The sequence below is a fragment of the Pseudomonas sp. MWU12-2319 genome, from assembly GCF_023242525.1.
Taxonomy (GTDB): domain Bacteria; phylum Pseudomonadota; class Gammaproteobacteria; order Pseudomonadales; family Pseudomonadaceae; genus Aquipseudomonas; species Aquipseudomonas gingeri_D.
This window is the reverse complement of record NZ_JALJES010000010.1, coordinates 200,143-224,330: the sequence shown is the minus strand read 5'-3', so window position 1 is coordinate 224,330 and position 24,188 is coordinate 200,143. Positions and strand designations below refer to the sequence as shown.

The following is a 24,188-nucleotide window of genomic DNA, read 5'->3' as shown; positions in this document are numbered from 1 at the left end:
TCAACGCCCTGCAACAGGAGCGTCCAGCGCTTTGGAGAGTGCTCTTGACCACATTATCATCCTCATCCTCCCGGCTTTCCCTGACCACCTGGCCGCGCTCGTTGCAATGGCTGGCCCTGCTGTTGCTGGCCGGCGGCAGCGGACAACTGCTCAAGTACGCCGAGTTGCCCGCCGGGCAATTTATCGGTCCGATGCTGGTGGCAATCGCCTTTGGCGTCAGTGGCGCCAGCATCCGTGTTCACCGCCAGGCGTTCCGCCTGGGCCAGGGTTGCATCGGCCTGCTCGCCGCCCACTCCATAACCCTGGCGGTACTGACGTCAATGTCCGACTCCTGGCACCTGATGCTGTTCGCCACGGTACTGACGGTATGCCTGAGCGCCATGGTGGGCCTGGCGATGGTGCGTTTCGGCGGGATCCAGGCCAGCACCGCCGCCTGGGGCACCTCCCCTGGAGCGGCATCGGCCATGGTCGCCATGGCCGATGATTTCGGCGCCGACGGGCGGGTCGTGGCAACCATGCAGTATGTGCGGGTGGTCTGCGTGGTCATGATCGGGGCGCTGGTCAGCCATGTACTCGAAGCACCGGTCAACGGCAGCGAATCCCATGCCGCCGATGCCGCGCTGCATGGCTTCAACCTGCTCAACCTGGGGCTGACGCTGATCACCGTGGTGTTCGGCGTGGTGCTGGGCGCGCGCGTACCGGCGGGGGCCCTGCTGGTACCGCTGCTGATCGGTGCCGTCCTGCAACTGTCCGGGCTGCTGCATATCACCCTGCCCGCCTGGCTGCTGGCAATCGCCTACGGCGCCATCGGCTGCTACGTCGGCCTGCGTTTCGACCGCCCCACCGTGCTCTATGTCTGGAAACACCTGCCGGCCATGATCCTCAGCGCCATCAGCCTGATCGCCCTGTGCGCCGCCTCGGCCTGGGTCCTGGCGAAGTGGCTCGGCCTGGACTTCCTCTCGGTCTACCTGGCCACCAGCCCCGGCGGGCTCGACACCATGGCGATCATCGCAGTCGACACCCATTCGGATGTCGGCCTGGTCCTGGCGATGCAGACCTTGCGCCTGCTGGCGGTGATCTTCACCGGCGCGTTCTTTGCCCGGCTGGTGATTCGCTTCTCCCTACCCATCAAGCCCTAGGCACGACAAGACTCACCGATGACGAAGCATTCATGGCACAATCTGCGTCGTTACCTTAGTCAAAATACGAACGACATTGATTAAGATTTGTTTGAGAGTCATGCTGGTTTTGACGTTTTTTTCTCATTTCACCCTCTAAATTGCCGCCCCAGACAAACATGCGAATGATTCCCATTGTTTAACTGGGCCGGCGAGCCGGGTGTAGATGCACCGAAAATCGCCAGCCACCTCGACTACTAAAAGACTGCAGGAGCTACCCACGCAATGATTCCCCGTCTGCCTTCGTTTCTGAAAACCGCCTTTCTGACCACCGCCATGCTCAGCGCCGGCCACGCCTATGCGGCCCCAAGCGCCGACGGCATCGTGGTCTACAACGCCCAGCACGAAAGCCTGACCAAGGCCTGGGTCGATGGTTTCACCAAGGAAACCGGGATCAAGGTGACCCTGCGTAATGGCGACGACACCGAGATGGGCAACCAGATCGTCCAGGAAGGCGACAAGTCGCCAGCCGACGTGTTCCTGACCGAGAACTCCCCGGCCATGGTCCTGGTGGACAACGCCAAACTGTTCGCACCGGTGGCCCCGACCACTCTGGAACAGATCGGTGCAGCCTACCGTCCGGCCCACGGCAACTGGGTCGGCATCGCCGCCCGCTCCACCGTGTTCGTCTACAACAAGAGCAAGTTGACCGAAGCCCAACTGCCCAAGTCCCTGCTCGACCTCGCCTCGCCTGAGTGGAAAGGTCGTTGGGCCGCCTCGCCGGCCGGTGCCGACTTCCAGGCCATTGTCGCCGCCGTACTGGAACTCAAGGGCGAAGCCGCGACCCTGGACTGGCTCAAGGCAATGAAGACCAACGCTTCGATCTATCGCGGCAACAGCGCGGTGCTCAAGGCGGTCAATGCCGGGCAAGTCGAAAGCGGTGTGATCTACCACTACTACAGCTTCGGCGACCAGGCCAAGACCGGCGAGAACAGCAAGAACACCTCGCTGCACTACTTCAAGCACCAGGATCCGGGCGCTTTTGTCAGCACCTCCGGCGGTGGCGTGTTGAAGTCGAGCAAACACCCGGAAGAGGCCCAGGCCTTCCTCAAGTGGATCACCGGCAAAGATGGCCAGGCGGTTCTCAAGAACGGCAACTCGTTTGAATACGCGGTGGGCGTGGGTGCCGAATCCAATGCGAAACTGGTGCCGCTCAAGGACCTCGACGCACCCAAGGTCGATGCCTCGAAACTCGACAGCAAGAAAGCGGTTGAGTTGATGACCCAGGCCGGAATCCTGTAATTGATCCCAGAGTCCATTTCCCCCCTGGACCCCGCCGCAGTCGCATACGCGCCTGCGGCGCTTTCGCGCAAGCGATCCAGAAATTTCTTCGGGCGCCAGGGCAATGCCTGGATCATCGGGCTGTCCGTGCTGGTGTCCCTGCTGGCGTTGTTGCCGATCGCCTTCGTGATCCTGTCTTCCTGGCAAACCGGGTGGACCACCCTTGAAGCGCTGGTCTGGCGTCCGCGGGTGGCCGAGCTGCTGACCAACACCCTGTTGCTGATGGTCATCACCATTCCGCTGTGCGTGGCACTGGGGCTGGCCCTGGCCTGGCTGACCGAACGCACCGACCTGCCCGGCCGCCGCGCCTGGTCATTGCTGGCCACCGCGCCCCTGGCCGTACCGGCGTTCGTCCACAGCTACGCCTGGGTCAGCCTGGTGCCGCCGATCCACGGGCTGTTCGCCGGGGTGCTGGTCTCGGTGATCGCCTATTTCCCGTTTCTCTACCTGCCGATTGCCGCGACCCTGCGCCGCCTGGACCCGGCCATCGAGGATGTCGGCGAGTCCCTGGGGCTCAAACCCTGGGCGGTATTTTTCCGCATTGTCCTGCCGCAACTGCGCCTGGCGATCTGCGGCGGCGCCTTGCTGGTCGGCCTGCACCTGCTGGCCGAATACGGCCTCTACGCGATGATCCGCTTCGACACCTTCACCACGGCGATCTTCGACCAGTTCAAGTCGACCTTCAGCGGACCGGCGGCCCATACCCTGGCCGGGATCCTGGCGCTGTGCTGCCTGGGCCTGTTGACCGTCGAGTCGGCCGCCCGGGGCAAGGCCCGTTATGCCCGGGTCGGTTCCGGCAGCGCGCGGCAACAACGCACGGTACGCCTCAGCCGCAGCACCAAGCTGCTGGCGCTGAGCATCCCGATCGTCAGCAGCCTGCTGGCCCTCGGCGTGCCGCTGGTCACCCTGGGCAACTGGCTGATCGCCGGTGGCCGCGAGGTCTGGCAAATGGGCGACCTGCTGCCGGCCCTGGAACAGACGCTGCTACTCGGTGCCGCCGGCGCCCTGCTGACCACCTGCGCGGCGGTGCCCGTGGCCTGGTTGTCGATCCGCTCGCCCGGACGCCTGCATCGCCTGCTGGAAAGCTGCAACTACATCACCAGTTCCCTGCCCGGCATAGTCGTGGCCCTGGCCCTGGTCACGGTCACCATCAACTTCGCCCGACCGATCTACCAGACCTCGATCACCGTCCTGCTGGCTTACCTGTTGATGTTCATGCCCCGCGCCCTGGTCAGCCTGCGCGCCGGTATCGCCCAGGCGCCGGTGGAACTGGAGAATATCGCCCGCAGCCTCGGGCGCTCACCGGTCCGCGCGCTCTGGTCGATCACCCTGCGTCTTGCCGCGCCGGGGGCCGCCGCCGGTGCCGCACTGGTGTTCCTGGCCATTACCAACGAACTGACCGCCACCCTGCTGCTCGCACCCAACGGCACACGGACCCTGGCCACCGGTTTCTGGGCCATGACCAGTGAAATCGACTATGCCGGCGCCGCGCCCTATGCGCTGCTCATGATCCTGCTGTCGCTGCCGCTGACCGGGCTTCTCTATCATCAATCCAAACGCACGGCTGGCCGATGAACGCTCTTGAAATCAACGCGCTGTACAAGTCCTTCGGTTCGCAAGCGGCCCTGGAAGATATCCATCTGTCGATTGCCACCGGTAGCCGCACGGCCATCGTCGGCCCATCCGGCTCGGGCAAGACCACCCTGCTGCGGATGATCGCCGGTTTCGAATTTCCCGACGCCGGGCGTATCACCCTCGACGGCCAACCGCTGGTGGATGCCCAGACCCAGGTCCCGGCCCACCAGCGTCTGATTGGTTATGTGCCGCAAGACGGCGCGCTGTTTCCCCATATGACAGTGGCCGATAACATCGCCTTCGGTATCGTCGACAAGGCTACCCGGCAACAACGGGTGGCCGAGCTGATGGACAGCGTGGCCCTGGAGCCGCAGATGGGCAAACGCTGGCCCCATGAGTTGTCCGGCGGTCAGCAACAGCGGGTGGCACTGGCCCGCGCCCTGGCGCAACGCCCTCGGTTGATGCTGCTGGACGAGCCCTTTTCCGCCCTCGACACCGGGCTGCGGGCATCCATGCGCAAGATGGTCGCGCGGCTGCTGTCCGAAGCCGGGGTGACCACTATCCTGGTCACCCACGACCAATCCGAAGCCCTGTCCTTTGCCGATCAGTTGGCGGTAATGCGCAAGGGCCGGCTGGTACAGGCCGGACACCCGATGGACCTGTACCTGCGTCCGGACGATGAGGACACCGCGCTGTTCCTTGGCGATGCGGTGATCCTGCCTGCCCTGATCGAAAACGGCTGGGCGCAATGCGACCTGGGCCGGCTGGCGGTCAATGATGAAGGCCGCCACGGCCAGGCGCAGATCATGTTGCGCCCCGAGCAGTTGCAACTCGCGGCCCAGGCGCCGGGACAAGCGGACGGCAACGGCAGCCCGGCGGTGGTCACCGAATGCGACTTCGGCGGCAACACCTGCACCTTGACCGTGGAGCTGAAGGCACCGGCCGCCGACGGACAGAAACGTTCATTGCTGGTGCGTAGCTCCGGCATGCACGCACCCCGGGTCGGCAGCCAAGTGCTGGTCTCGGCCCTGGGCCATGCCCATGTGCTGGGGCGCCAGGCCGTCCGCTAGCCGTTCACCACCTCGGCGCTGTTCGCCCAGGGCGCAACCAGTCGCCGAGGTGTCCCGCAGGTCCGGTGCTTGAACACGAAGTGCCGGCACTTTTCTGCAAAGCCATTACGATCCTCGACCATATCCAGGCGCATCTGCGCCAACTCTTCGTCGCGGCAGCGCTCCATGTCTTCGACATCCCGGGCACGCCGGCGCTCGCGTACGGCTTTATAAAGAGGGTCGTGGGCGACACGCTGCGCCTGGGCCATCAACCAGTTGCCAAAGGCCTGCGGGCAACGCGGGCCGATGTCCTGGACCAGGCCGATTTCCAGCGCCTGGGCGACGCTGATCGGCAAGCAGTCTTCGCTGAGCTGCAGCGCACGCTCATAGCCCACCGCGCGAGGCAGACTGTAAGTCCAGTATTCGGAGCCATAGAGGCCCATGCTCTTGTAGTGAGGGTTGAGCACCACGCCACTGCGGGCGAACACCCCGTCGGCCGCCAGGGCCAGCATCACCCCACCGGCGCCGGCGCTACCGGTCAGGCCGCTGACCACCAGTTGCCGCGCGGTCAGCAACTCACGGCAGACATCGTTGATTGCGCGGATATTGGCCCAGGCCTCAAGCCCGGGCACCGCCGCCGCCTGGATCACGTTGAGGTGCACACCATTGGAAAAACTGCCGCGCCCGCCACGGAACAGCAGCACCTCGGTGTCCTGGGCCTTGGCCCAGCGCAGGGCACTGACCAACCGTCGACATTGCTCGGTGCTCATGGCGCCGTTGTAGAACTCGAAGGTCAGCTCGCCCACACCGTCCAGTTCACGATACCGGATCGGCTGGTAGGCCTCCTTGCAATACGGGTGGCTGGCGACAGACCAATTCAAGGTCGGCACCCTGTCGAGCCGACCGGCCAGCACATGCCGCGCCGGGCGTTTGAACGTCTCCTCCCCCAGCCGGGGTTTGCGCCGCAATGAGCCGATCCACAGGCTGCGGTCTCCGGTCGCCACCAGCACCGCATCGTCATGCACCGCCAGCAGTTGGCCCGGCGTTCCACAGCGGCTGTCGAGATGGGCGTCATAGAGGTAGCAGGATTCGCCCAGCAGTTCGGCGAGCACGCCGGGCTGGCCGTCGGCGGCGTCGATGCGCCGCTGGATCAGTTCGGCGTCATCCTGCCAACTGAAGGCGCGGTCGCTCTGCTTCATATTCGCTTGCAGACGCCCGCGAACCTCCGGCAAACGGTAATCCAGGGGCAGGGGCACAAAGTCTCTGCCGAACCGGGCCACCACGTCGTGGATGCAGGTCATGGCCGCGTCGGCCACCGGGCCGTTGTAGAGCTCGGACTTGCGCACGCCCGCCGGCATCTCGAATTCACAGGTGGCCCAGATCGCCCCGCTGTCCATTTCCTCGGCGGCCTGCAAGGCGGTCACGCCCCAGGTGGGCAACTGCCGGGTGATCGCCCAATCCAGCGCACTGGCGCCGCGATCACCGACAATCCCGGGGTGGATGATCACCACCGGGCGCTGCGGGTCCTGCCACAACCGGGCCGGCACCCGGTCCTTGAGAAACGGGCAGATCACCAGGGCCGCATCGGTGTTTTCGATCTGTTGGCAAACCGTATCTTCGTCGCTGAACAGCACCACACTGGGCACGTGCCCCGCTTCGCGCAGTTCCAACCAGGCGCGCTGGGTCAAGCCGTTGAATGCCGATGCCAGCAGAATGATTTTCAATGAACGCATAACGGAACTCCTCCTTGAGCAATACGCCGGGCCCCACGCTGCAACGAGCAATCCATGGCCCGACCGGAGCCGCTACAGTAAAGCGCCCCACCCGCGGCACCTTGACCGAGGTCAACAGACAACCGTACGGCGGGAGCATTCGCGCAGCATCGATTTCTCGGCTAGGATTTTCCGCTCATGGAGTCGCCCGACTATTCAGCGGGCTTTTGAACAAGGAGAGAGAAATGACCGCAGTTCGTCTTGCAGAGCGTGCCTATCGCAGTTGGTCCAGCCCCATCCTGCTGGAACTCAAGGAACGGGAACATCAGTTGGACCCGTCCGCCCGCGTTGCCCTGATCAATGTATTGCAAGAGCGCCGCCTGATCGAGAGCGACAGGCCTTCAGCCGTGGTGCAGCCCATCCGGCCGGGCGTCGAGTGAAGGCAAGGCACCCAGTCCGCGCAACCAGCCGTGTTCGGCAAACGCCAGCATCTCCTGGTCGCCGCGACTGTCGCCATAGGCAAACAGTACCCGCCCGCGCGCATCGCCCAGCCAGTGCTGCAACTGCCGGACCTTTTCCGGCCCCCAGCAGTTGGGCGACGCCAGGCGTCCGGTAAAACGTCCGTTGCGAAACTCCAGTTGCGTGGCCAGTACCGCATCAAAACCGGCGGCCTGGGCCCAGTGCTCGAGATAGAGCGTGGGCGATGCACTGACCAGCACCAGACGGTGCCCCAGGCGCTTGTGCGCCTCGATCCGTTCGAGCATTTCCGGACGGATCAGCGTCGGCAGGCGCTCGGCGACATAACGCGCCGCGGCCTCTTCCAGCTCGACCTGGCTCCTGCCACGCAGGGTGAACGCCAGAAACCGGGCCTTGGCCTCGGCCCGCTTGCACAGCCCCGTATACATACCCGCCAGCCAGGGCAAGACCAGCAGTCCGGCGATCAGAAAACGCCGGTTACCCACCTGGTAACGGACGAAATCCCGCAAGCTGTCGGTGGTGGTAATGGTGCCGTCAAAATCGAAGGCCACGCAGGTTACGGCTTGCGGCGCGGCACTGTTTGAAATCGTCATTGCTGTTTCACGCTCATGAACCGAACGGGCACAGTGTCTCACTCCTGCGCGACAATTGCCTGAACGACAGGTATCGCCAATGCCCTTCCCTCACGAGCCCGCTCGCTCCCGCAACTGACCGCCTGGCTGCGGGAGCGGGTTTATCTCAGAGGCTTAGTGGCCCGTCTCGCAATTGATCATCCAGCTCACGCCAAAACGGTCTTCGAACATTGCGAAGTACTCGGCCCAGAAGGTCTTGGCCGGCGCCATATGGATGTTGCCACCGTCGCTCAGGCCAGCGAACAGTCGCTTGGCCTCGTCAACGCTGTCGACATTGAGCGACACCGAAATGCCCTGCATTTTGCTGTACGGCTGATGCGGCGGACAATCGGAGGCCATCAGGCTGAAATCCCCCACCGTCAGGCGGGTATGCAGGATCTTGTCCTGGTTCGGTGCATCCTTGGGGATGCAGGCCTCTTCCGGCGCATCGGCGAACGACAGGGAAAACAGCTCGCCACCGAGCACCTTTTTGTACAGGGCAAAGGCCTCCTTGCAGTTGCCGTTGAAGGTCAGGTAAGGAATGATTTTCAGGCTCATGATGGATCTCCTGTTCTGGCAGGTTTTCAGGATTGACCGGACATCTTCGCGCGCAGGTGTTCTTCCTGTTCGCGCAACTCGGGGGTCAGGCTCTCGCCAAAGTCCTCGGCCTCGAAGATCTGGCGGATTTCGATTTCAGAGTCGCTGGCCATCGGGTTCGGGCAACGCTTGACCCAGTCGATGGCTTCTTGCAGTGACTGCACATTGAAGATCCAGAAACCGGCAATCAGTTCCTTGGTCTCCATAAAGGGTCCGTCGACCACACTCCTCTGTTTGCCGCTGAACTGCACGCGCACACCCTTGGCGCTGGGGTGCAGCCCCTCCCCGGCAAGGATTACACCGGCCTTGGCCAGTTCTTCGTTATAGGCGCCCATGGCCGCCAGCAATTCGTTACTGGGCATTTCGCCGGCTTCCGATTCCGGGCTGGCTTTGACGATCACCATAAATCGCATGGTCGTATCTCCTGATGACAGTGCTAGACAAGTTTAGACAAGCCAATAAGTGGCCCCGTCGACTAATCGAATGAGCGAGCGCGGAATCGACACAGGGTGAATTTTTTTACTGATCGCCGTGGATCCGTTTGCAGCGATCGAGGAAATCGGCGATCGATGGCGCCGTCGCTCATTCGACCAAGCATAGAAATAGACAACGCAAAACCACGGATTGGCTCTGGAACCCTGATCGTTACAAGGCAGCCCCTACACACAGTTGCCGTAAGTCCTACCTCGAAACAGACATTGAAGCGCAGCCCTATGCCGTACCTGGAGAAAGCACTACCATCGAAAAGCCATTGCCCACGACAACCCCCACCAGAGAGGAAACATGGAGTCTCCTGCAATCTCGATTGGCCCACGTTCAGATTTTGCCCTTGCGCTCTCCGGCGGCGGCGTTCGGGCCATGACGTTTCACCTTGGCGTGCTCAAATACCTCGCCGAACAACAGGCCCTGGAACAGGTCACGCAGATTTCCACGGTGTCCGGCGGTAGTCTGCTGGTGGGCCTGATGCTTCACGAAAACCACGGCCAGTGGCCCGACTCCGCGACCTTCCTGCAACATATCTACCCCGCCCTGCAAGCCAGGCTGTGCTCACGCAGCCTGCTCTGGAGCGCCTTGCGCCAATTGTGCAACCCGCTGAATTGGCGCTTCCTGCTGTCCCGGGCCAACCTGCTGGCCCTGGCCCTGCAAAAGGAATGGGGGGTGACCGCCCTGCTGCCGGAGATCGCCGCCAAACCCGACTGGTCGATCAACGGCACCACGGCGGAAAACGGCAAGCGCTTTCGCTTCAAGCGCAGCAATATGGGTGACTACTCCATCGGTTACGCCAGCACCACCGGCTTCCCCCTGGCCCAGGCCCTGGCGGTGTCGGCGGCGTTCCCCGGTGGCATCGGCCCGCTGTCGCTCAAGACCCGCCGTTTCAAATGGATGCAGCGCGAATGGGAAGCCCCACTCAACAGCGCCGTCGAGATGCGTTTGCCGTTCAAGAAGCTGCGGCTCTACGACGGCGGCGTCTATGACAACCTCGGCCTGGAACCTTTTTTCGACGCAGCTACCGGACAGACCAAGCGCTACGAATACCCGATCATTCTCTCGGACGCGGGCGCACCGCTGAAGCCGGGGTTTGACGCCGGGGTGCTGAGCCCCTGGCGACTCAAGCGCCTGGCCGACATCATGTCCGACCAGACCCGGGCGTTGCGCAGCCGGACCTTTGTCGAATACCTGAAGAAAGCCCCGGGACGCGGCGGTTACCTGAGTATCGCCAGCTCCCTGATCGACTCGTTCAAAGGCAGCGATGCGGCCTTTGCCGCGGGTTTCCCCACCACCCTGAATCGCCTCAAGCCCGAGGTGTTCGAGCGGATCGCCCGACATGGCTATGCCGTGGCGCAAGCGACCGACCGGGAGTACCCGCTACTGCCCGTGGCCTCGAAAACAGCGGAGCTCCTCGTGCTCTCGTAAAGCCGCAACAGTCAGGGCAGCGCCAGCACGCCCAGGCTGGCACTGATCACCAGGGCGGTGCCGACAAACTGCATCGGGATCATCGGCTGGGCCAGCACCACATAACCGGCCAGGGCGCCCACTGCCGGTTCGGCGCTCATCAGGATGCCGAACGAAGACGCCGGCATCCGCCGCAACGCAACCATCTCCAGGCCATAAGGCAGCAGCGGTACGAACAAGGCCAAGCCCGCGCAGTTGGCGATCTGCAACAGCGGCGGATGGCCGCCGCTTTGCCAAAGCCCCAGGGGCGTGGCAATCAGGGCAGCGGCCAGCAGCGATACCGACAACCCTTCAAAGCCCTGGAACAGCCGACCGACCTTTTTCATCATCAGGATATAAGCCGCCCAACCCGCCGCCGAACCGAACGCCAGCAACACACCCAGTGGCTCGCCGATCCAGCCCTCCTCATTACGTGCCAGCAGCAACACCCCGGTTACCGCCAGCAAAGGCCAGATCAACGCTCGCCAGCTACGTACCCCGAGGCTGGCCACCAGCAATGGACCGAGAAACTCGATGGCGATCGCCAGCCCCAGTGGAATGCGCTGGATCGCCGCGAAGAAACAGGTGGTCATCACCGCCATCGCCAGGCCAAGACTCCCGGCGGCCAGCCAGCGTGACAGCGAAAACCGATGCAGGCGCGGCCGCACCAGCAGCGCAAGAACCGCCGCCGCCCAGCACAGGCGCAGCCAGGTGGTACTGAAGGTGCCATAAGTCTCCATGGTCGGCGACGACAGCGCCGCGCCGAACTGGACAAAGAGCATCGACAGCACGCAGAGCATGGCCGCCCATAACAGCGCGCGGTGGTGTGTCCTGCCGGTATCGGAGAGCGGTAGTCCGGTGGCATTTTCCTGCATGCTGAAGTCTCCTGTGAATGTCGAGCCATCCTAGCCAGTCGCAGAGACTTCAAATAAGCTGATATTTCTTATCCAGACTTCACGAATATTGATAATGCGCGATCTCGACAGCAGTCTGTTGCGAACCTTCGTCACCGTCGCCGAAACCGGTGCGGTGGGCACGGCCGCCCGGCGCCTGGCACGCACCCAGGCCGCGGTCAGCATGCAGTTGCGGCGGCTGGAGGAAGACCTCGAACGCCGCCTGTTCGACCGCTCGCCACGGGGCCTGCGCCTGACCGAGGCCGGCCACCTGCTATTGCCTTACGCCCACAGCATTCTTGGCGCCGGGACCGATGCCCGACGAGCCTTGTCCGCCAGCCAGATCGCCGGCACCGTGCGCCTGGGTCTGCTCGAAGACATTGCGGTGGGCAGCCTGCCCCGGGCGCTACGGCGCTTCTCCTCAGCCTATCCACACATTTCCCTGGAAATTGTGATCGACAGCAGCGTGGCCATGTCCGCCAAACTGGCGGACGGTACCCTGGATGTGATCATCGGTGACGCCTCGGCGATCACTGCCCAGCCCCAGGCCTGCTGGACCCAGTCGTTGTTCTGGGTCGGGGCTCGCGGCCTGGCCCTGCCCGCCGACCTGAGCACACAGAGCCTGCCCCTGGTGACCTTTGGCGGTGGCTGCCTGTGGCATGGCCAGGTGGTGAAAATCCTCAAGCGGGCGAACATCCCCTGGCGCGTGGTCTGCAGCAGCACCAGCCTGCCGGCGGTACAGTCGGCGGTCGAGGCCGGCCTGGGCATCACGGTGTTGCTGGAAGGCAATATCCGCAGCGAAAGCATGCGTGTACTGGGCCCGGCCGATGGCCTGCCGGCGCCGCCCATCGTCGATTTCGCCCTCTATGTCCGCCGGGTACCGGCGGTCCAGGCCGCCGCGGTCCAGGCGCTGCAAAGCTTCCTCGGGGAAGAGTTGAATATCATCATGCCCCGGTCGCTGACTTCGGAAACGGCAGGTGCTCTTGCAGAAAGTCAATAAACGCCCGCAGCTTGGGCACCACGTGCCGACCTGAGGGCCACAGTACATTGAATTGACCGGTTTCCTGGGTGAAGCTGTCCAGCACGGTAATCAGTTCACCATTTTCCAGCTCCCGCGCAATCAGGAAATCCGCCACGTAAATCAGCCCCAGGCCCTCAACCGCGAAAGCCGTTCGACCATCCTGGGCATTGCAGACCATCGAACAGGGCAACCCCGCTTCGGCGTCCTCTCCAGCCCCCGACAGCATCCAGCTCTGCAGCTTGCCGGTCAGGGGGTAACGAAAATGAATGCAGGCGTGGGCCCACAGATCCGCAGGCGTGAGTGGAACCCCGCGCCGGGAGAAATAGGCCGGTGAGCCGGCGACCAGCATCCGAAAGCCCCCCAACGGTCTGGCACTGAGCCCGGAATCCTTGGGTTCCCCGGTCCGGATCACCGCATCGAACCCCTCCTCGATCACTTCCACCACCCGGTCGGTAAACTCCAGGTCGAGCTGGATATCCGGATAGCGTCGCTGGAATTGGGTAAAGACTGGCAGAAAGGGCTTGCCGATCATCGGCAGGCTGATACGCAGCCGCCCCTGGGGCATCGACGATAGCTGCGACAGCTCGGCGTTAGCGGCGTCCAACTCCCCAAGTACCCGCTTGCAGCGCTCCAGATACAGCATCCCTTCGCCCGTTAGCGCGATGCTCCGGGTGCTGCGATGAAACAGGCGCACGCCGAGCTTTTCCTCCAGCCGCGCCATGCTCTTGCTGACCGCCGATGCCGAAATCCCCAGAAAGCGTCCGGCCGCCACGAAACTGCGGGCCTCGGCGGCCTGCACAAACACACCGATTGCACTCAGACTGTCCATACCCACCCCATTAATGACTCCAGAGTCCATTCTAAACGGATCTACAAACCATTTTTCCAGTCGATGTTCATCGCTATCGTCTACACCTACTCAACTGGAGCACCGTGATGGACAAGATATTCGTGATCAACGCCGGCACCCCTTATGCCTTTGCCAAAGGCGACTTGAACCGCAGCCTGCATGACACCGCGGTCAGCCTGCTGACCCGCTCCGGGTACGAGGTCCGCTCCACCCACCTGACAGAGGGTTACCGGGAGGAGGAAGAAGTCGCCAAGTTCCTCTGGGCCGATGCGATCATCTATCAGATGCCGGCCTGGTGGATGGGCGCGCCCTGGACACTGAAGAAATACATCGACGAAGTCTTCACCGTGGGCCATGGCCAGCTCTATGCCAGCGATGGGCGCAGCGCTGAAACCCCCTCCCTTGGTTATGGCTCCGGAGGGCTGCTGCAGGGTCGCAAATACATGATCTCGGCAACCTGGAACGCCCCCAGGCACGCTTTTGAAGCCGAAGATGATTTTTTTGAAGGCAAGGATATCGATGCCGTCTACTTCCCGTTCCACAAGGCTCATCAGTTGATCGGGCTGCAAGCGCTGCCGACCTTCGCCTGCTTCGACGTCGTGAAAAACCCCGGACATGAGAACGACCAGTTGCGCTACAAGCGGCATCTGGAGCAGGTGTTCAACACTCGATAAGCCTTGTTCATGCCACCTGCCACTCATGACAAGGAAGTCGTCCAAGGTATGGAAAAGAACAGATAGATGTTTACAACAATCTATAATCTGAAGGATGCTAAGCCAATCACCGCATCCCTTCAGGAGCCCCCCCATGCCCCGCGTCTCGCGCAAACAGGCCGAACTCAATCGCGAAAGCATCACCGACGCCGCCGCGCGGCTGTTTCGTGAGCGCGGTCTGAAAAGTCTGAGCCTGGTTGAGGTGATGGGCGCCGCCGGCCTGACCCATGGCGGTTTCTATGGGCATTTCGAGTCCAAGGAAGCCCTGGCCGCCGAGGCCTGCAGCCGCAGCTTCCAGCAGTCGACCGAGCGCTGGCGGCAGAAGGCCGAGACCCTGGGCCACGGCGAAGCGGCGCGCCAGTCCATTGTCGAGCACTACCTCAGTACGAAACATCGCGACACGCCGGGCGAAGGCTGCCCGGCGGCGGCCTTCTGCGGCGACCTGGCCCATGAAGACCCCGGGACCGCGCTGCATCGCAACTACGTCAAGGGCCTGGAGACACTACTCGACACCTACGCCTCACTGCTGGGTACCGACGACCCGCAGGTCCGGCAAAAAGCCCTGGTGCATCAGGCGCTGCTGGTCGGCGCCCTGACCCTGGCCCGTTCGACCCGGGGCCAGGCGCTATCGGACGAGTTCCTGACAGCAGCCAGGGATTTCCTGCTGGCCGAAGCGAGCTGAAAATCAGCCCACCGCCGTCAGTTCGAAACAGAACACCGCGCCCTTGCCCGGAATCGACAACAAGCGAATCTGACTGTCGTGCAATTGCAGGATGCGCCGCACAATCAGCAACCCCAGGCCGCCGGAACGCCGGTCGCCGTCCTGGTTGAACGGCCGGCGGAACAGGTTTTCCAGCAAGCTCGGGGCAATCCCCGGCCCGGTGTCGCTGACCGTAACCTGAAGCTTGCCGCGGCCATGGGTCAGCGCCACCTCGATGGTGCCGCCTTCGGGGGTATGGCGCAGGGCGTTATCGATCAGGTTGGTCAGGACCCGCTCGATCATCCCCAGGTCCGCGCTGACCATCGACGCCCCACGGGGCAAGACCGCCAGCAGCTTCGACTGGCGGGTCTCGGCCATCAGTTCGAACTTCTGGAACACGTCCTGGATCAGGTCGCTGAGGGAAAAATCCTCGACCTGCAGCCGCACCGCGCCATGCTCCAGGCGCGCCAGTTCAAACAGCGCCTGGGCCAGTTGCCCGACCTTGCTGCTCTGGGCCAGGGCGATCCCCAGGTAACGTCGACGCTCATCCGGCGCCAGCACCGCGTCCTTGAGGGACAGGGTTTCCAGGTAACCGTGCAAGGACGCCAGGGGCGTGCGCAAGTCATGGGAAATATTCGCCACCAGCTCGCGACGGTCCTGGTCGAGCTGGGTCAGGCTGCGCCACTGTTCGCCGATGCGCGTGGCCATCTGGGCAAAGCTGGCTTCCAGCACCTCGATTTCATCGCGACGCCCGGCTCCGGCCCGGGACAATACCGGCAACTGCGCCGGCGCGGCATCGGTATCGAAATCACGCATGGTCTCGGTCAGGCGGCGCAGCGGACGGGTGATCAGGCGGAAGGCGATCAGGCCGGCGATCAGCCCCAACAGAGCCACCAGGCTCATGGCCCACAAGGTGGTGCGCAGCACCGAACTGGCCGACACCTGGGCCGCCAGGCGATCATGCTCTTCGCCCTGGAGGACCACGTACAGATAGCCCAGTTCCTTGCCGCCACCGCGCAAGGCCGCCGCGCTGAACACCTTGCGCCCGTCATCGCTGCGCGGGTCGTCACCGAGGATCGGCAGCGGCTGGCCGTCGAGCAGGCGGCGGATCGGCGCCAGGTCGACGTGATCGCGGCGCAGGTGGCCTTGGGGCGCGGCATCGCCGGTGATCTTGCCGCTGGGTGAGAGCAGATAGACTTCCACGCTCGGGTTGACGTTCATCAACTGGCCGAACAGCGCACGCACGCCCTCCATGGTCAGGCCTTCGGTGCCCACCAGCCGATTGTCCAGGGCAATGCTCTGGGCCAGGTCCCGGGACAGTCCCTGGACCACTTCCTTTTCATGCATGTCGCTGGCCCGCACCTGCAACCACACCGAGGCCCCGCAACAGGCCAGCAGCAGGATGGAAAAAGCCAGGGACAGGCGCTGGGAAAGGGTCAGGTTCATGACGGGCGACTCACCGGCGAGAAACGATAGCCGCGACCCCAGACCGTGAGAATCCGCTCGGGTTGCGCCGGGTCGACTTCGATCTTGGCCCGCAGGCGATTGATATGGGTGTTGACCGTGTGTTCATAGCCGTCGTGCTGGTAACCCCAGACCTGGTTCAACAGGTCCATGCGCGAATACACGGTGCCGGGGTTTTTCATAAAGAAATGCAGCAGGTCGAATTCCCGTGGGGTCAGGTCCAGGGACTTGCCGTCGACCCAGGCTTCACGGCTCAGCGGATCAAGGCTGAGGCCGCCCTGCTCCAGGGTCCCGGCCTCGATTTTCAGGCTCTTGGCCAGGGCATCGACCCGCCGTAGCAAGGCCTTGACCCGCGCCGCCAGTTCCAGCATCGAGAACGGCTTGGCCAGGTAATCGTCGGCGCCCAGTTCCAGCCCGAGCACCCGGTGCATCTCGCTGGAACGGGCACTGGTGATAATGATCGGGGTGTAGCGCGCCATGGCCCGCGCCTGCCGGCAGATTTCCAGGCCATCGACGCCCGGCAGCATCAGGTCGAGGATCAGCGCATCCCAGGAGCCCTTGCTCAATTGCGCCAGGCCCAGGTTGCCGTCGGCGCAGTGGGTGACCTCATACCCCTCGTCCCGCAGGTGCAGGCTCAGCAAGTCCGCCAGGTGCAGGTCATCTTCGACGATCAGAATGCGTTTGGGTGAATCCATGGGCAACCTTTGTGCTGGTAATCGGCGAAAACGACGCCTGAATCATTGTGCCGGATCGCCAGGAGGCAATGTTCACAAATAAGTTAAGTTTACGGGAGGATTTGGCGACCCCCGCCGCTCAACAATGAAAGCCTGATCAATCACCGTGGACGCGACGCCATGTCCTCCAGAAGACGCTTTCTTGTTTCCAGTGCCGCCACCCTCCTCGCCGCCGGTTTGTTCGACTGGCGCGCCGTCGGCGCCACCTTCGGCAGCGGCAGTCGTTCGGCCGACACCGGCGAAACCTTCGAAGTCAGCCATACCGACGCCGAGTGGAAATCGATGCTCAGCGATGAGCAATACGAAGTGCTGCGCCATGAAGGCACCGAGCGGCCGTACAGCAGCGCCCTCAATGAGGAGCACCGCGCCGGCGTGTTCGCCTGTGCCGGCTGCAGCCTGGCGCTGTTTTCGTCGGCCGCCAAATATGACAGCCGCACCGGCTGGCCAAGTTTCACCGCACCGCTGGAAAGCGCCGTGGCCACCCGCCGCGACACCTCCTTCGGCGTCTCCCGGACCGAAGTGCATTGCCACCGTTGCGGCGGCCACCTGGGCCATGTCTTCCCCGACGGACCGCAGCCCACCGGCCTGCGTTACTGCATGAACGGTGTCGCCATGACCTTCGCCCCCGGCGCGGCCTGATTCCCACGTTTCGACAAGGATTCCATCATGTTCCTGCTTATCCTGGCCTACCTCGGCGGTCTTCTGACCATCCTCAGCCCCTGCATCCTGCCGGTGCTGCCGTTCGTCTTCGCCCGCTCCGGCGAGCCGTTCCGGCGCAGCGGCCTGCCCTTGCTCTGTGGCATGGCCCTGACCTTCGCCCTGGTCGCGACCCTGGCGGCGGTCGGCGGTGGCTGGGTGGTGCAGGCCAACCAGTACGGCCGTTGGCTGGCCATGGCGCTGATGGCGTTTTTTGCTATTACCCTGCTGTTCCCGCACCTGGCCGAACGCCTGACCCAACCCTTGGTGGCGGCCGGTGATCGGCTATCACGCTCGGCGCAAAGCCACGATGGCTCGCCCAGCGCGCGCTCGTCCTTTGTACTCGGCATCGCCACCGGCCTGCTGTGGGCGCCCTGCGCCGGACCGATCCTCGGGCTGATCCTCACCGGTGCCGCCCTGCAGGGCGCGAACATCGGCACCACCCTGTTGCTGCTGGCCTACGCCGCCGGTGCCGCGACCTCCCTGGCCGGCGCGCTGCTGATCGGTGGCAAGCTGTTCAGCGCGATGAAGCGCAACCTCGGCACCGGCCAATGGCTGCGTCGCGGCCTGGGTGCGGCCATGCTGATCGGCGTGGTCGCCATTGCCCTGGGCCTGGACACCGGCATCCTGACCCGGGTGTCCACGGTCGCCACCTCGGGCCTCGAACAGAAGCTGCTCGACAACCTGACGCCGAAGAAAGCCCCGGAACAGGGTGGCGCCATGATGGCGGCGGTCAACAGTGACGCCGGCCAGCCGAGCGGCAGCATGATGGCGATGGCGGCCAAGACCGGTGGCGCGGAACGTGCACTGCCGGTGGAGGGCACCCTGCCGGACCTCTCGGGTGCCGTGCAGTGGCTCAACTCCGCACCGCTGAGCGCCGCCGAGCTCAAGGGCAAGGTGGTACTGATCGACTTCTGGACCTACTCCTGCATCAACTGCCTGCGCAGCCTGCCCTACGTCAACGCCTGGGCGCAGAAGTACCACGACCAGGGCCTGGTGGTGATCGGCGTGCATGCACCGGAGTTCGCCTTCGAACGCGATATCGACAACGTCCGCCAGGCCGTCGGCAAGCTGGGCATCCAGTACCCGGTGGCCATCGACAACAACTATGCCATCTGGCGCGGTTTCAACAACCAGTACTGGCCAGCCCACTACTTCGTCGATGCCCAGGGTCGTGTGCGTTATCACCACTTCGGCGAAGGCGACTACGAAGGCTCCGAACAGGTGATCCAGCAGTTGCTGAAAGAAGCCGGCCACCAGAACGTCTCCGGCGGCATGGTCAGTACCCAGGCCCAGGGCGTGATGCAGGCCGCCGACGAAGCCGAAGTGAAATCGCCGGAAACCTACCTGGGTTATGACCGCGCCGAGAACTTCGCCTCGCCGGGCGACCAGGTGGCCGACCATCAGAAAAACTACGTCGCACCGAAGCAACCGGCCTTGAACCAGTGGGGCCTGGACGGTCAATGGACCGCCCATGCCGAACAAGTGACGCTCAACCAGGCCCCGGGCCAGGTGGTCTATCGCTTCCACGCCCGTGACCTGCACCTGGTGCTGGGCCCGGCGTCGGATGGCAAGCCGGTGCGCTTCAAGGTGCGTATCGACGGCGCCATGCCCGGCGCCAACCACGGCACCGATACCGACGCCAACGGCGAAGGCAAGGTGACCGAGCAGCGTCTGTACCAACTGGTCCGCCAGGCCGGGGACGTCAGCGAACACACCTTCTCCATCGAATTTCTCGATCCCGGCGTACAAGCCTACGCCTTTACCTTCGGTTGATCGCCACAAGGATAAACACCATGAGCAAGCCAATCCTGCAACAAAAAACCAGGTCTCCGCTGCTGATACTCGCCGGGATCGCTACCCTGTCCCTGTCGGTGCTGATATTCCAGCGCCTGGCCTGGTCGGCGGAAGATGCGGTGCAGATCGCCCCGCCGGCGCTGGATCAAGCGGCCGGCGCCAGCGGCAAGGCCACGGCGGTGTTTGCCGGCGGCTGTTTCTGGGGCGTCCAGGGGGTGTTCCAGCATGTGCGGGGGGTCGAGAATGCGGTGTCGGGTTATACCGGCGGCGCGGCGAATACCGCCCAGTACGAATCGGTGGGAGAAGGTTCGACCGGACACGCCGAGTCGGTGCAGGTGACCTATGACCCGAGCAAGGTCACTTATGGGCAACTGCTGCAGGTGTTTTTCTCGGTGGCCCATAACCCGACGGAGCTCAACCGTCAGGGGCCGGACAGCGGTACGCAGTACCGTTCGGCGATTTTCCCGATGAATGCCGAACAGGAAACCATCGCCAAGGCCTATATCGCCCAGTTGGATGCCGCCAAGGCATTTCCGGCGGCAATCGTCACCCGGATCGAGGACGGCAAGGTCTTTTATCCGGCCGAGGGTTATCACCAGAACTACCTGACACTGCACCCAAACGCGCCGTATATCGCCGTCAACGATCTGCCGAAGGTGGAAAACCTCAAGCGTATGGAACCGCAGCTGTATCGGGCTGATCCGGTGTTGGTGCCGAACGTCAACTGACGGCTGCGGCAATCCCAATGCCCGTAATGAGATATTGAAAACGCCACGGCACCTGTAGGAGCTGGCTTGCCGGCGATGGCGTCCGGATGGGCGCTGCAAGGCTCAAGGGCCTCATCGCTGGCAAGCCAGCTCCTACAGGGACCGTGTTCGGTTTCAGACCTTCTTATCAGGTATAGCGCCGCTTGTCCGCAGCCGGCGGGAAATACTGGTACAGCCAGGTTTCGCTCAAGGTGCGGTCACGGGTGCGAATAAACAGCCGCAGTTCCACCGGGTCGACCCGATCGTCGCTCGGGTACCAGTCGAACGTCACCCGATAACCGTTGATTTCGTCCAGTTTGAGGACATCGATATCCTTCACCTGACCGCAGGACGTCGTCACCACCGGCTCGATCTCGGCCCCCAGGGACAGACGCTCCAACCCTCCGCCGGTAAAGTCCACGGCAAAGCGCCGGGCCCAGACCTCGGGGTTATGCTCACCCGGTGCCCAGCCTTCGACAAAGCCGCCCATGCCCGAACGGGTCGCGTGCACCCGTGCCAACGGCGTGCCCACCGGTGGCATCGCACTCCAATACAGCTTGTAGCCGTAATTCAGCGAAGCCCCCGCCGCCACCGGTTCCTTGGGCGTCCAGAACGCGACGATATTGTCCAGGGTCTCGCCTGTGGTGGGGATTTCCAGCAAGTCGACGGAGCCCTCGCCCCAGGCCGTGGTCGGCTCGACCCACAGGCTCGGACGCCGGCTGTACCAGTCAACGGTGTCCTGGTAGCTGGCGAATTCATGGTCGGTCTGCACCAGGCCGAAGCCCTTCGGGTCCTTGTCGACGAAGGCATTGAACTGCAAGGTCGCCGGGTTGTTCAGCGGCCGGCAGATCCATTCGCCATTACCGCGCCACATGGCCAGGCGGTCAGAGTCATGGATCTGCGGGTGAAGGGTGTCGCACATCCGCCGCTCATGGGTGCCGCAACTGAACATGCTGGTCATCGGCGCGATGCCCAACTGCTCAATGGCGGTACGCGCATTGATATGGGCATCGACCGCCATCACCACCTGCTCGGCCTGGCAATCGATATCGAAGCGATAGGCACCGGTGGCACTCGGCGAATCGAGCAAGGCATAGACCACAAAGCGGGTGCTGTCCTTGTCCGGGGTTTCGAACCAGAAATGGGTGAAGTCGGGAAACTCCTCACGCTTCTTCCCATAGGTATCGATCGCCAGCCCCCGCGCCGACAAGCCGTATTGCCCGGTCTTGTCCACCGCCCGGAAGTAGCTGGCGCCGAGGAACGAGACGATGTCGTGCTGGTCGATTTCCGGGGCCTTGAACAGCTTGAAGCCGGAGAATCCCAGGTCGCCCTTGAGGCGCGACGGGTCGATGCCGCTGCGGGCATAGTTGAACAACGCCGGGCGGAAATGCACCTCGCGGGCCTGGTGCGTCTGCGGGTCGACGCTGTACATGCGCACCGGCTGCTTGAACCCCATGCCGACATGGAAGAATTGCATGTCCAACTGGCCCTTGAGCTCGTTCCACAGCGAGTGCCGGGCATCGTACTGAATGGCGTTGAACTGCTGCGGGGTCATGTCCGCCAGGGACTGCGGCAACACCTGGCGGGTGCTGACATAGTCCTTCGCGGCGAGTTTTTTCGCGTGGACCTGCAGTGTCTCGAAGTCGAAGTGTTCTATCTCGCCATCCGCGGTGGCGGCAAGCGCCCGGGCCGCGAACAGACCGCTGGCCGACAGGCCGGTATAGGCCGCCAGGGCCATGGAAGCTTTCAGAAGATTGCGGCGGTGCATAAAAAGACCTGTACAGGAGCTGCCGGACATCCGGAACCCTTGGGCGCCGGATCAAAAGAAGCGCTCGTTCAAGACTGCGAACGAATGCGGCTACAGGTAACAGATAACAAATCCCTGTGACGGTTCGCAATATCCTACAGAAAACTTACTGACAGCCTTTATTCAGCCAAGGTGTGGCTATATGTTTCCAGCCTCTCTGGTAGACCCGAGGCACCTTGTTAATGGCTGCCCGAGGCGCATGAAGATTTGTTCAGAATGTTTTCATGCGCTTCTTGGCACACTTGCCCACTTGTTTTGAAGGTCCGTCGAGGCAACCCATGACCCGCATCCTGACCATCGAAGATGATGCTGTAACCGCCAAGGAAATCGTGGCTGAACTGAGCAGCCACGGGCTTGAAGTCGACTGGGTCGACAATGGCCGTGAGGGCCTGGTTCGCGCCGTCAGCGGTGACTATGACCTGATTACCCTGGATCGCATGCTGCCGGAGCTCGATGGCCTGGCCATCGTCACCACGCTGCGAACCATCGGGGTGGCCACGCCGATCCTGATGATCAGCGCCCTCTCCGATGTCGACGAGCGCGTACGCGGCCTGCGCGCCGGCGGCGACGATTACCTGACCAAGCCCTTCGCCTCCGACGAAATGGCCGCTCGGGTCGAAGTGCTGCTGCGACGCAAGAGCCCGGCACGGGAATTCGAAACCTCGCTGCGGGTGGCCGATCTCGAGCTCAATCTGATGACCCGCGAAGCCTCCCGGGCCGATCAACTGTTAAGCTTGCTGCCCACCGAATACAAGCTGCTGGAATTCCTGATGCGCAATACCGGGCAGATCCTCTCGCGGATGATGATTTTCGAGGAAGTCTGGGGTTATCACTTCGACCCCGGCACCAACCTGATCGACGTCCATATCGGTCGCCTGCGCAAGAAAATCGACAGTCAGGGCCTGGCACCGCTGATCCGTACCGTGCGAGGCTCGGGTTATGTCATTGCCGAACCCCTCTAGAGGTTGGCGCTCCTCCACCAGCAGGCTGCTGGCGCTCTACAGCTTCCTGTTCGTGGCGTGGAGCTGCAGCCTGATGGGGGTGCTGTACTACGAAGTTTCCGGTTACCTGAGTACCCTCGCCCGCCACTCGTTGATGCAACGCCAGCACCTGTTTTCGCGCTTCCAGGGCCAACCGCTGATGGAAGCGCTGACCACCAGCATGACCTTCGACATGCGTGGGGTCGACGCCTACGGCCTGTTCAACGAGCAGAAACTGCACCTGAGCGGACCGATCCAGGAAATCCCCGCCGAGTTGCCCCTGGACGGCAGGATCCATGAGCTGGCGGACTGCATCGACTCCGACGACCCCAACCTGCCCCAGGACAGTTGCGACGCGGTGGCCACCCAGACCCACGACGGACGCTGGCTGGTGCTGGTACGCGACAACGGCTCGTTGTTCGGCGTGACCCGGATTATTCTCCATGCCCTGTTCTGGGCGGTATCACTGACCATCCTGCCCGGCGTTGCCGGCTGGCACCTGCTGCGTCGCCGACCGATCCGGCGGATACGGGCGATCCAGGCCAGCGCCGAGTCGATCATCGCCGGCGACCTGGGCCATCGCCTGCCGCTGTCAAACCGCCGCGACGAGCTGGATATGCTGGCGGCGATCGTCAATGCCATGCTCGACCGGATCGAGAAGCTGATGCACGAGGTCAAGGGCGTCTGCGACAACATCGCCCATGACCTGCGCACCCCGTTGACCCGTTTGCGCGCCCAGTTGTACCGGATCCAGCAACAGACCGTCGACGGTTCGCCCGAGTCCTTGCAACTGGATGGGGTGATTGCCGAGACCGATACCTTGATGGCGCGTTTTCGTGGTTTGTTGCGTATTTCCGAGCTGGAAGACCATCAACGGCGCTCCGGTTTCCTGGTGCTGGATCCCTTGCCGTTGCTGCACGAGCTGCATGATTTCTACCTGCCGCTGGCCGAGGAAGCGGAGATCCACCTGCGCCTCGAAGTGCCCGAGACACTGCCGGCGATCACCGGCGACCGGGCCTTGTTGTTCGAAGCCCTGGCCAACCTGCTGAGTAATTCGATCAAGTTCACTCCACCGGGCGGTGAAGTGGTATTGAAGGCGAGCTTTGATGCGGGCAGTACCCGCATCGAAGTCCTCGATTCCGGCCCCGGTATCCCGATGGCCGAGCGCGAAGCGGTGTTCCAGCGGTTCTATCGCTGCGACGAAGGCGCCCAGCACGGCGGCTTCGGCCTCGGCCTGTCGATTGTCGCCGCCATCGTCAACCTGCACGGCTTCACCCTCGACATCGACAGCAGCGAACAGGCCGGCGCGCGCTTGATCCTCAATTGCCGGGACAGCCTGATCACCGTGGACTGAAACCAAGGGCCAAGCCTTGGG

23 protein-coding genes are annotated in these 24,188 nt (G+C 63.3%); 14 read left to right on the top strand and 9 right to left on the bottom strand.

The genetic code is table 11. The features are described from left to right. Positions 1–44: 44 nt before the first annotated feature. From M5C01_RS18040 to M5C01_RS18025, 4 genes are all read left to right on the top strand, one after another. Positions 45–1,139, top strand: a complete 1,095-nt coding sequence (locus tag M5C01_RS18040; protein ID WP_152739744.1) for an AbrB family transcriptional regulator — start codon at positions 45–47, stop codon at positions 1,137–1,139. A 264-nt stretch (positions 1,140–1,403) separates the two neighbouring features. Then, positions 1,404–2,420, top strand: coding sequence for an iron ABC transporter substrate-binding protein (locus tag M5C01_RS18035; RefSeq protein WP_152739743.1), 1,017 nt, complete (start codon positions 1,404–1,406; stop codon positions 2,418–2,420). 3 nt (positions 2,421–2,423) lie between these two features. Further along, on the top strand, positions 2,424–4,034 hold the full coding sequence (locus tag M5C01_RS18030; RefSeq protein ID WP_103495178.1) for an iron ABC transporter permease: 1,611 nt from the start codon (positions 2,424–2,426) through the stop codon (positions 4,032–4,034). Next, positions 4,031–5,104 carry an ABC transporter ATP-binding protein gene (locus M5C01_RS18025; RefSeq protein WP_103495175.1) on the top strand — a complete coding sequence of 358 codons (1,074 nt, stop codon included), beginning with the start codon at positions 4,031–4,033 and terminating at the stop codon, positions 5,102–5,104. The genes M5C01_RS18030 and M5C01_RS18025 overlap by 4 nt, the downstream gene beginning before the upstream one ends. Here M5C01_RS18025 and M5C01_RS18020 read toward each other — a convergent pair. After that, positions 5,101–6,816 (bottom strand): hydrogenase maturation protein, encoded by a 1,716-nt coding sequence (locus M5C01_RS18020; RefSeq protein ID WP_152739742.1) that lies wholly within the window; start codon positions 6,814–6,816, stop codon positions 5,101–5,103. The genes M5C01_RS18025 and M5C01_RS18020 overlap by 4 nt on opposite strands. Positions 6,817–7,040: 224 nt before the next feature. On the opposite strand from M5C01_RS18020, the gene M5C01_RS18015 reads away from it, so the two are divergent. Continuing rightward, positions 7,041–7,235, top strand: a complete 195-nt coding sequence (locus M5C01_RS18015; RefSeq protein WP_103495173.1) for a hypothetical protein — start codon at positions 7,041–7,043, stop codon at positions 7,233–7,235. On the opposite strand, the gene M5C01_RS18010 is transcribed toward M5C01_RS18015, so the two are convergent. From M5C01_RS18010 to M5C01_RS18000, 3 genes are all read right to left on the bottom strand, one after another. Beyond that, positions 7,197–7,865, bottom strand: a complete 669-nt coding sequence (locus M5C01_RS18010; protein ID WP_152739741.1) for an HAD family hydrolase — start codon at positions 7,863–7,865, stop codon at positions 7,197–7,199. The two genes, M5C01_RS18015 and M5C01_RS18010, sit on opposite strands and share 39 nt — an antisense overlap. A gap of 153 nt (positions 7,866–8,018) precedes the next feature. Next, positions 8,019–8,435 carry a VOC family protein gene (locus tag M5C01_RS18005; RefSeq protein WP_103495177.1) on the bottom strand — a complete coding sequence of 139 codons (417 nt, stop codon included), beginning with the start codon at positions 8,433–8,435 and terminating at the stop codon, positions 8,019–8,021. A 32-nt stretch (positions 8,436–8,467) separates the two neighbouring features. Further along, entirely contained in the window at positions 8,468–8,893 is a 426-nt protein-coding gene (locus tag M5C01_RS18000) for a YciI family protein (RefSeq protein WP_152739740.1), read from the bottom strand. Positions 8,894–9,263: 370 nt separating this feature from the next. Between M5C01_RS18000 and M5C01_RS17995 the strand changes: the two genes are divergently transcribed. Next, positions 9,264–10,394, top strand: a complete 1,131-nt coding sequence (locus M5C01_RS17995; protein WP_152739739.1) for a patatin-like phospholipase family protein — start codon at positions 9,264–9,266, stop codon at positions 10,392–10,394. 11 nt (positions 10,395–10,405) lie between these two features. Here the strand turns inward: M5C01_RS17995 and M5C01_RS17990 are convergent, their stop codons facing one another. Beyond that, positions 10,406–11,287 carry an EamA family transporter gene (locus tag M5C01_RS17990; protein ID WP_152739738.1) on the bottom strand — a complete coding sequence of 294 codons (882 nt, stop codon included), beginning with the start codon at positions 11,285–11,287 and terminating at the stop codon, positions 10,406–10,408. A 94-nt stretch (positions 11,288–11,381) separates the two neighbouring features. Between M5C01_RS17990 and M5C01_RS17985 the strand changes: the two genes are divergently transcribed. Then, positions 11,382–12,305, top strand: a complete 924-nt coding sequence (locus tag M5C01_RS17985; protein ID WP_152739737.1) for a LysR substrate-binding domain-containing protein — start codon at positions 11,382–11,384, stop codon at positions 12,303–12,305. On the opposite strand, the gene M5C01_RS17980 is transcribed toward M5C01_RS17985, so the two are convergent. After that, a complete protein-coding gene (locus M5C01_RS17980) occupies positions 12,250–13,155 on the bottom strand; it encodes a LysR family transcriptional regulator (RefSeq protein WP_103495167.1) in 906 nt (301 codons plus the stop codon). The genes M5C01_RS17985 and M5C01_RS17980 overlap by 56 nt on opposite strands. A gap of 107 nt (positions 13,156–13,262) precedes the next feature. On the opposite strand from M5C01_RS17980, the gene M5C01_RS17975 reads away from it, so the two are divergent. Together M5C01_RS17975 and M5C01_RS17970 are read left to right on the top strand one after the other, a co-directional pair. Next, positions 13,263–13,850: an NAD(P)H-dependent oxidoreductase gene (locus M5C01_RS17975; protein ID WP_152739736.1), complete on the top strand. Its 588-nt coding sequence runs from the start codon at positions 13,263–13,265 to the stop codon at positions 13,848–13,850. 133 nt (positions 13,851–13,983) lie between these two features. Beyond that, the gene (locus M5C01_RS17970) at positions 13,984–14,571 is read left to right on the top strand and encodes a TetR family transcriptional regulator (protein WP_152739735.1); all 588 of its coding nucleotides are present in this window, start codon (positions 13,984–13,986) and stop codon (positions 14,569–14,571) included. Between the two features lie 3 nt (positions 14,572–14,574). Here M5C01_RS17970 and M5C01_RS17965 read toward each other — a convergent pair whose 3' ends face one another. Both M5C01_RS17965 and M5C01_RS17960 read right to left on the bottom strand, forming a co-directional pair. Further along, positions 14,575–16,035, bottom strand: a complete 1,461-nt coding sequence (locus M5C01_RS17965; RefSeq protein ID WP_152739734.1) for a HAMP domain-containing sensor histidine kinase — start codon at positions 16,033–16,035, stop codon at positions 14,575–14,577. Next, positions 16,032–16,748 (bottom strand): response regulator transcription factor, encoded by a 717-nt coding sequence (locus tag M5C01_RS17960; protein WP_103495163.1) that lies wholly within the window; start codon positions 16,746–16,748, stop codon positions 16,032–16,034. The genes M5C01_RS17965 and M5C01_RS17960 overlap by 4 nt, the downstream gene beginning before the upstream one ends. Positions 16,749–16,907: 159 nt before the next feature. On the opposite strand from M5C01_RS17960, the gene msrB reads away from it, so the two are divergent. The 3 genes from msrB to msrA are packed head-to-tail and all read left to right on the top strand — an operon-like array spanning position 16,908 to position 20,008. Then, complete coding sequence (msrB, locus tag M5C01_RS17955) at positions 16,908–17,426, top strand: peptide-methionine (R)-S-oxide reductase MsrB (protein WP_103495162.1); 519 nt, start codon at positions 16,908–16,910, stop codon at positions 17,424–17,426. Positions 17,427–17,453: 27 nt separating this feature from the next. Then, complete coding sequence (locus tag M5C01_RS17950; RefSeq protein WP_152739733.1) at positions 17,454–19,259, top strand: cytochrome c biogenesis protein DipZ; 1,806 nt, start codon at positions 17,454–17,456, stop codon at positions 19,257–19,259. Positions 19,260–19,279: 20 nt separating this feature from the next. Further along, positions 19,280–20,008, top strand: a complete 729-nt coding sequence (gene msrA, locus M5C01_RS17945) for a peptide-methionine (S)-S-oxide reductase MsrA (protein ID WP_103495160.1) — start codon at positions 19,280–19,282, stop codon at positions 20,006–20,008. A gap of 166 nt (positions 20,009–20,174) precedes the next feature. On the opposite strand, the gene M5C01_RS17940 is transcribed toward msrA, so the two are convergent. Then, positions 20,175–21,794: a glucan biosynthesis protein D gene (locus M5C01_RS17940; RefSeq protein WP_152739732.1), complete on the bottom strand. Its 1,620-nt coding sequence runs from the start codon at positions 21,792–21,794 to the stop codon at positions 20,175–20,177. A gap of 317 nt (positions 21,795–22,111) precedes the next feature. On the opposite strand from M5C01_RS17940, the gene M5C01_RS17935 reads away from it, so the two are divergent. Both M5C01_RS17935 and M5C01_RS17930 read left to right on the top strand, forming a co-directional pair. Beyond that, entirely contained in the window at positions 22,112–22,795 is a 684-nt protein-coding gene (locus M5C01_RS17935; protein WP_100943330.1) for a response regulator transcription factor, read from the top strand. Then, complete coding sequence (locus M5C01_RS17930; protein ID WP_152739731.1) at positions 22,773–24,167, top strand: HAMP domain-containing sensor histidine kinase; 1,395 nt, start codon at positions 22,773–22,775, stop codon at positions 24,165–24,167. Before M5C01_RS17935 ends, M5C01_RS17930 begins: the two co-directional genes overlap by 23 nt. Positions 24,168–24,188 lie beyond the last annotated feature (21 nt).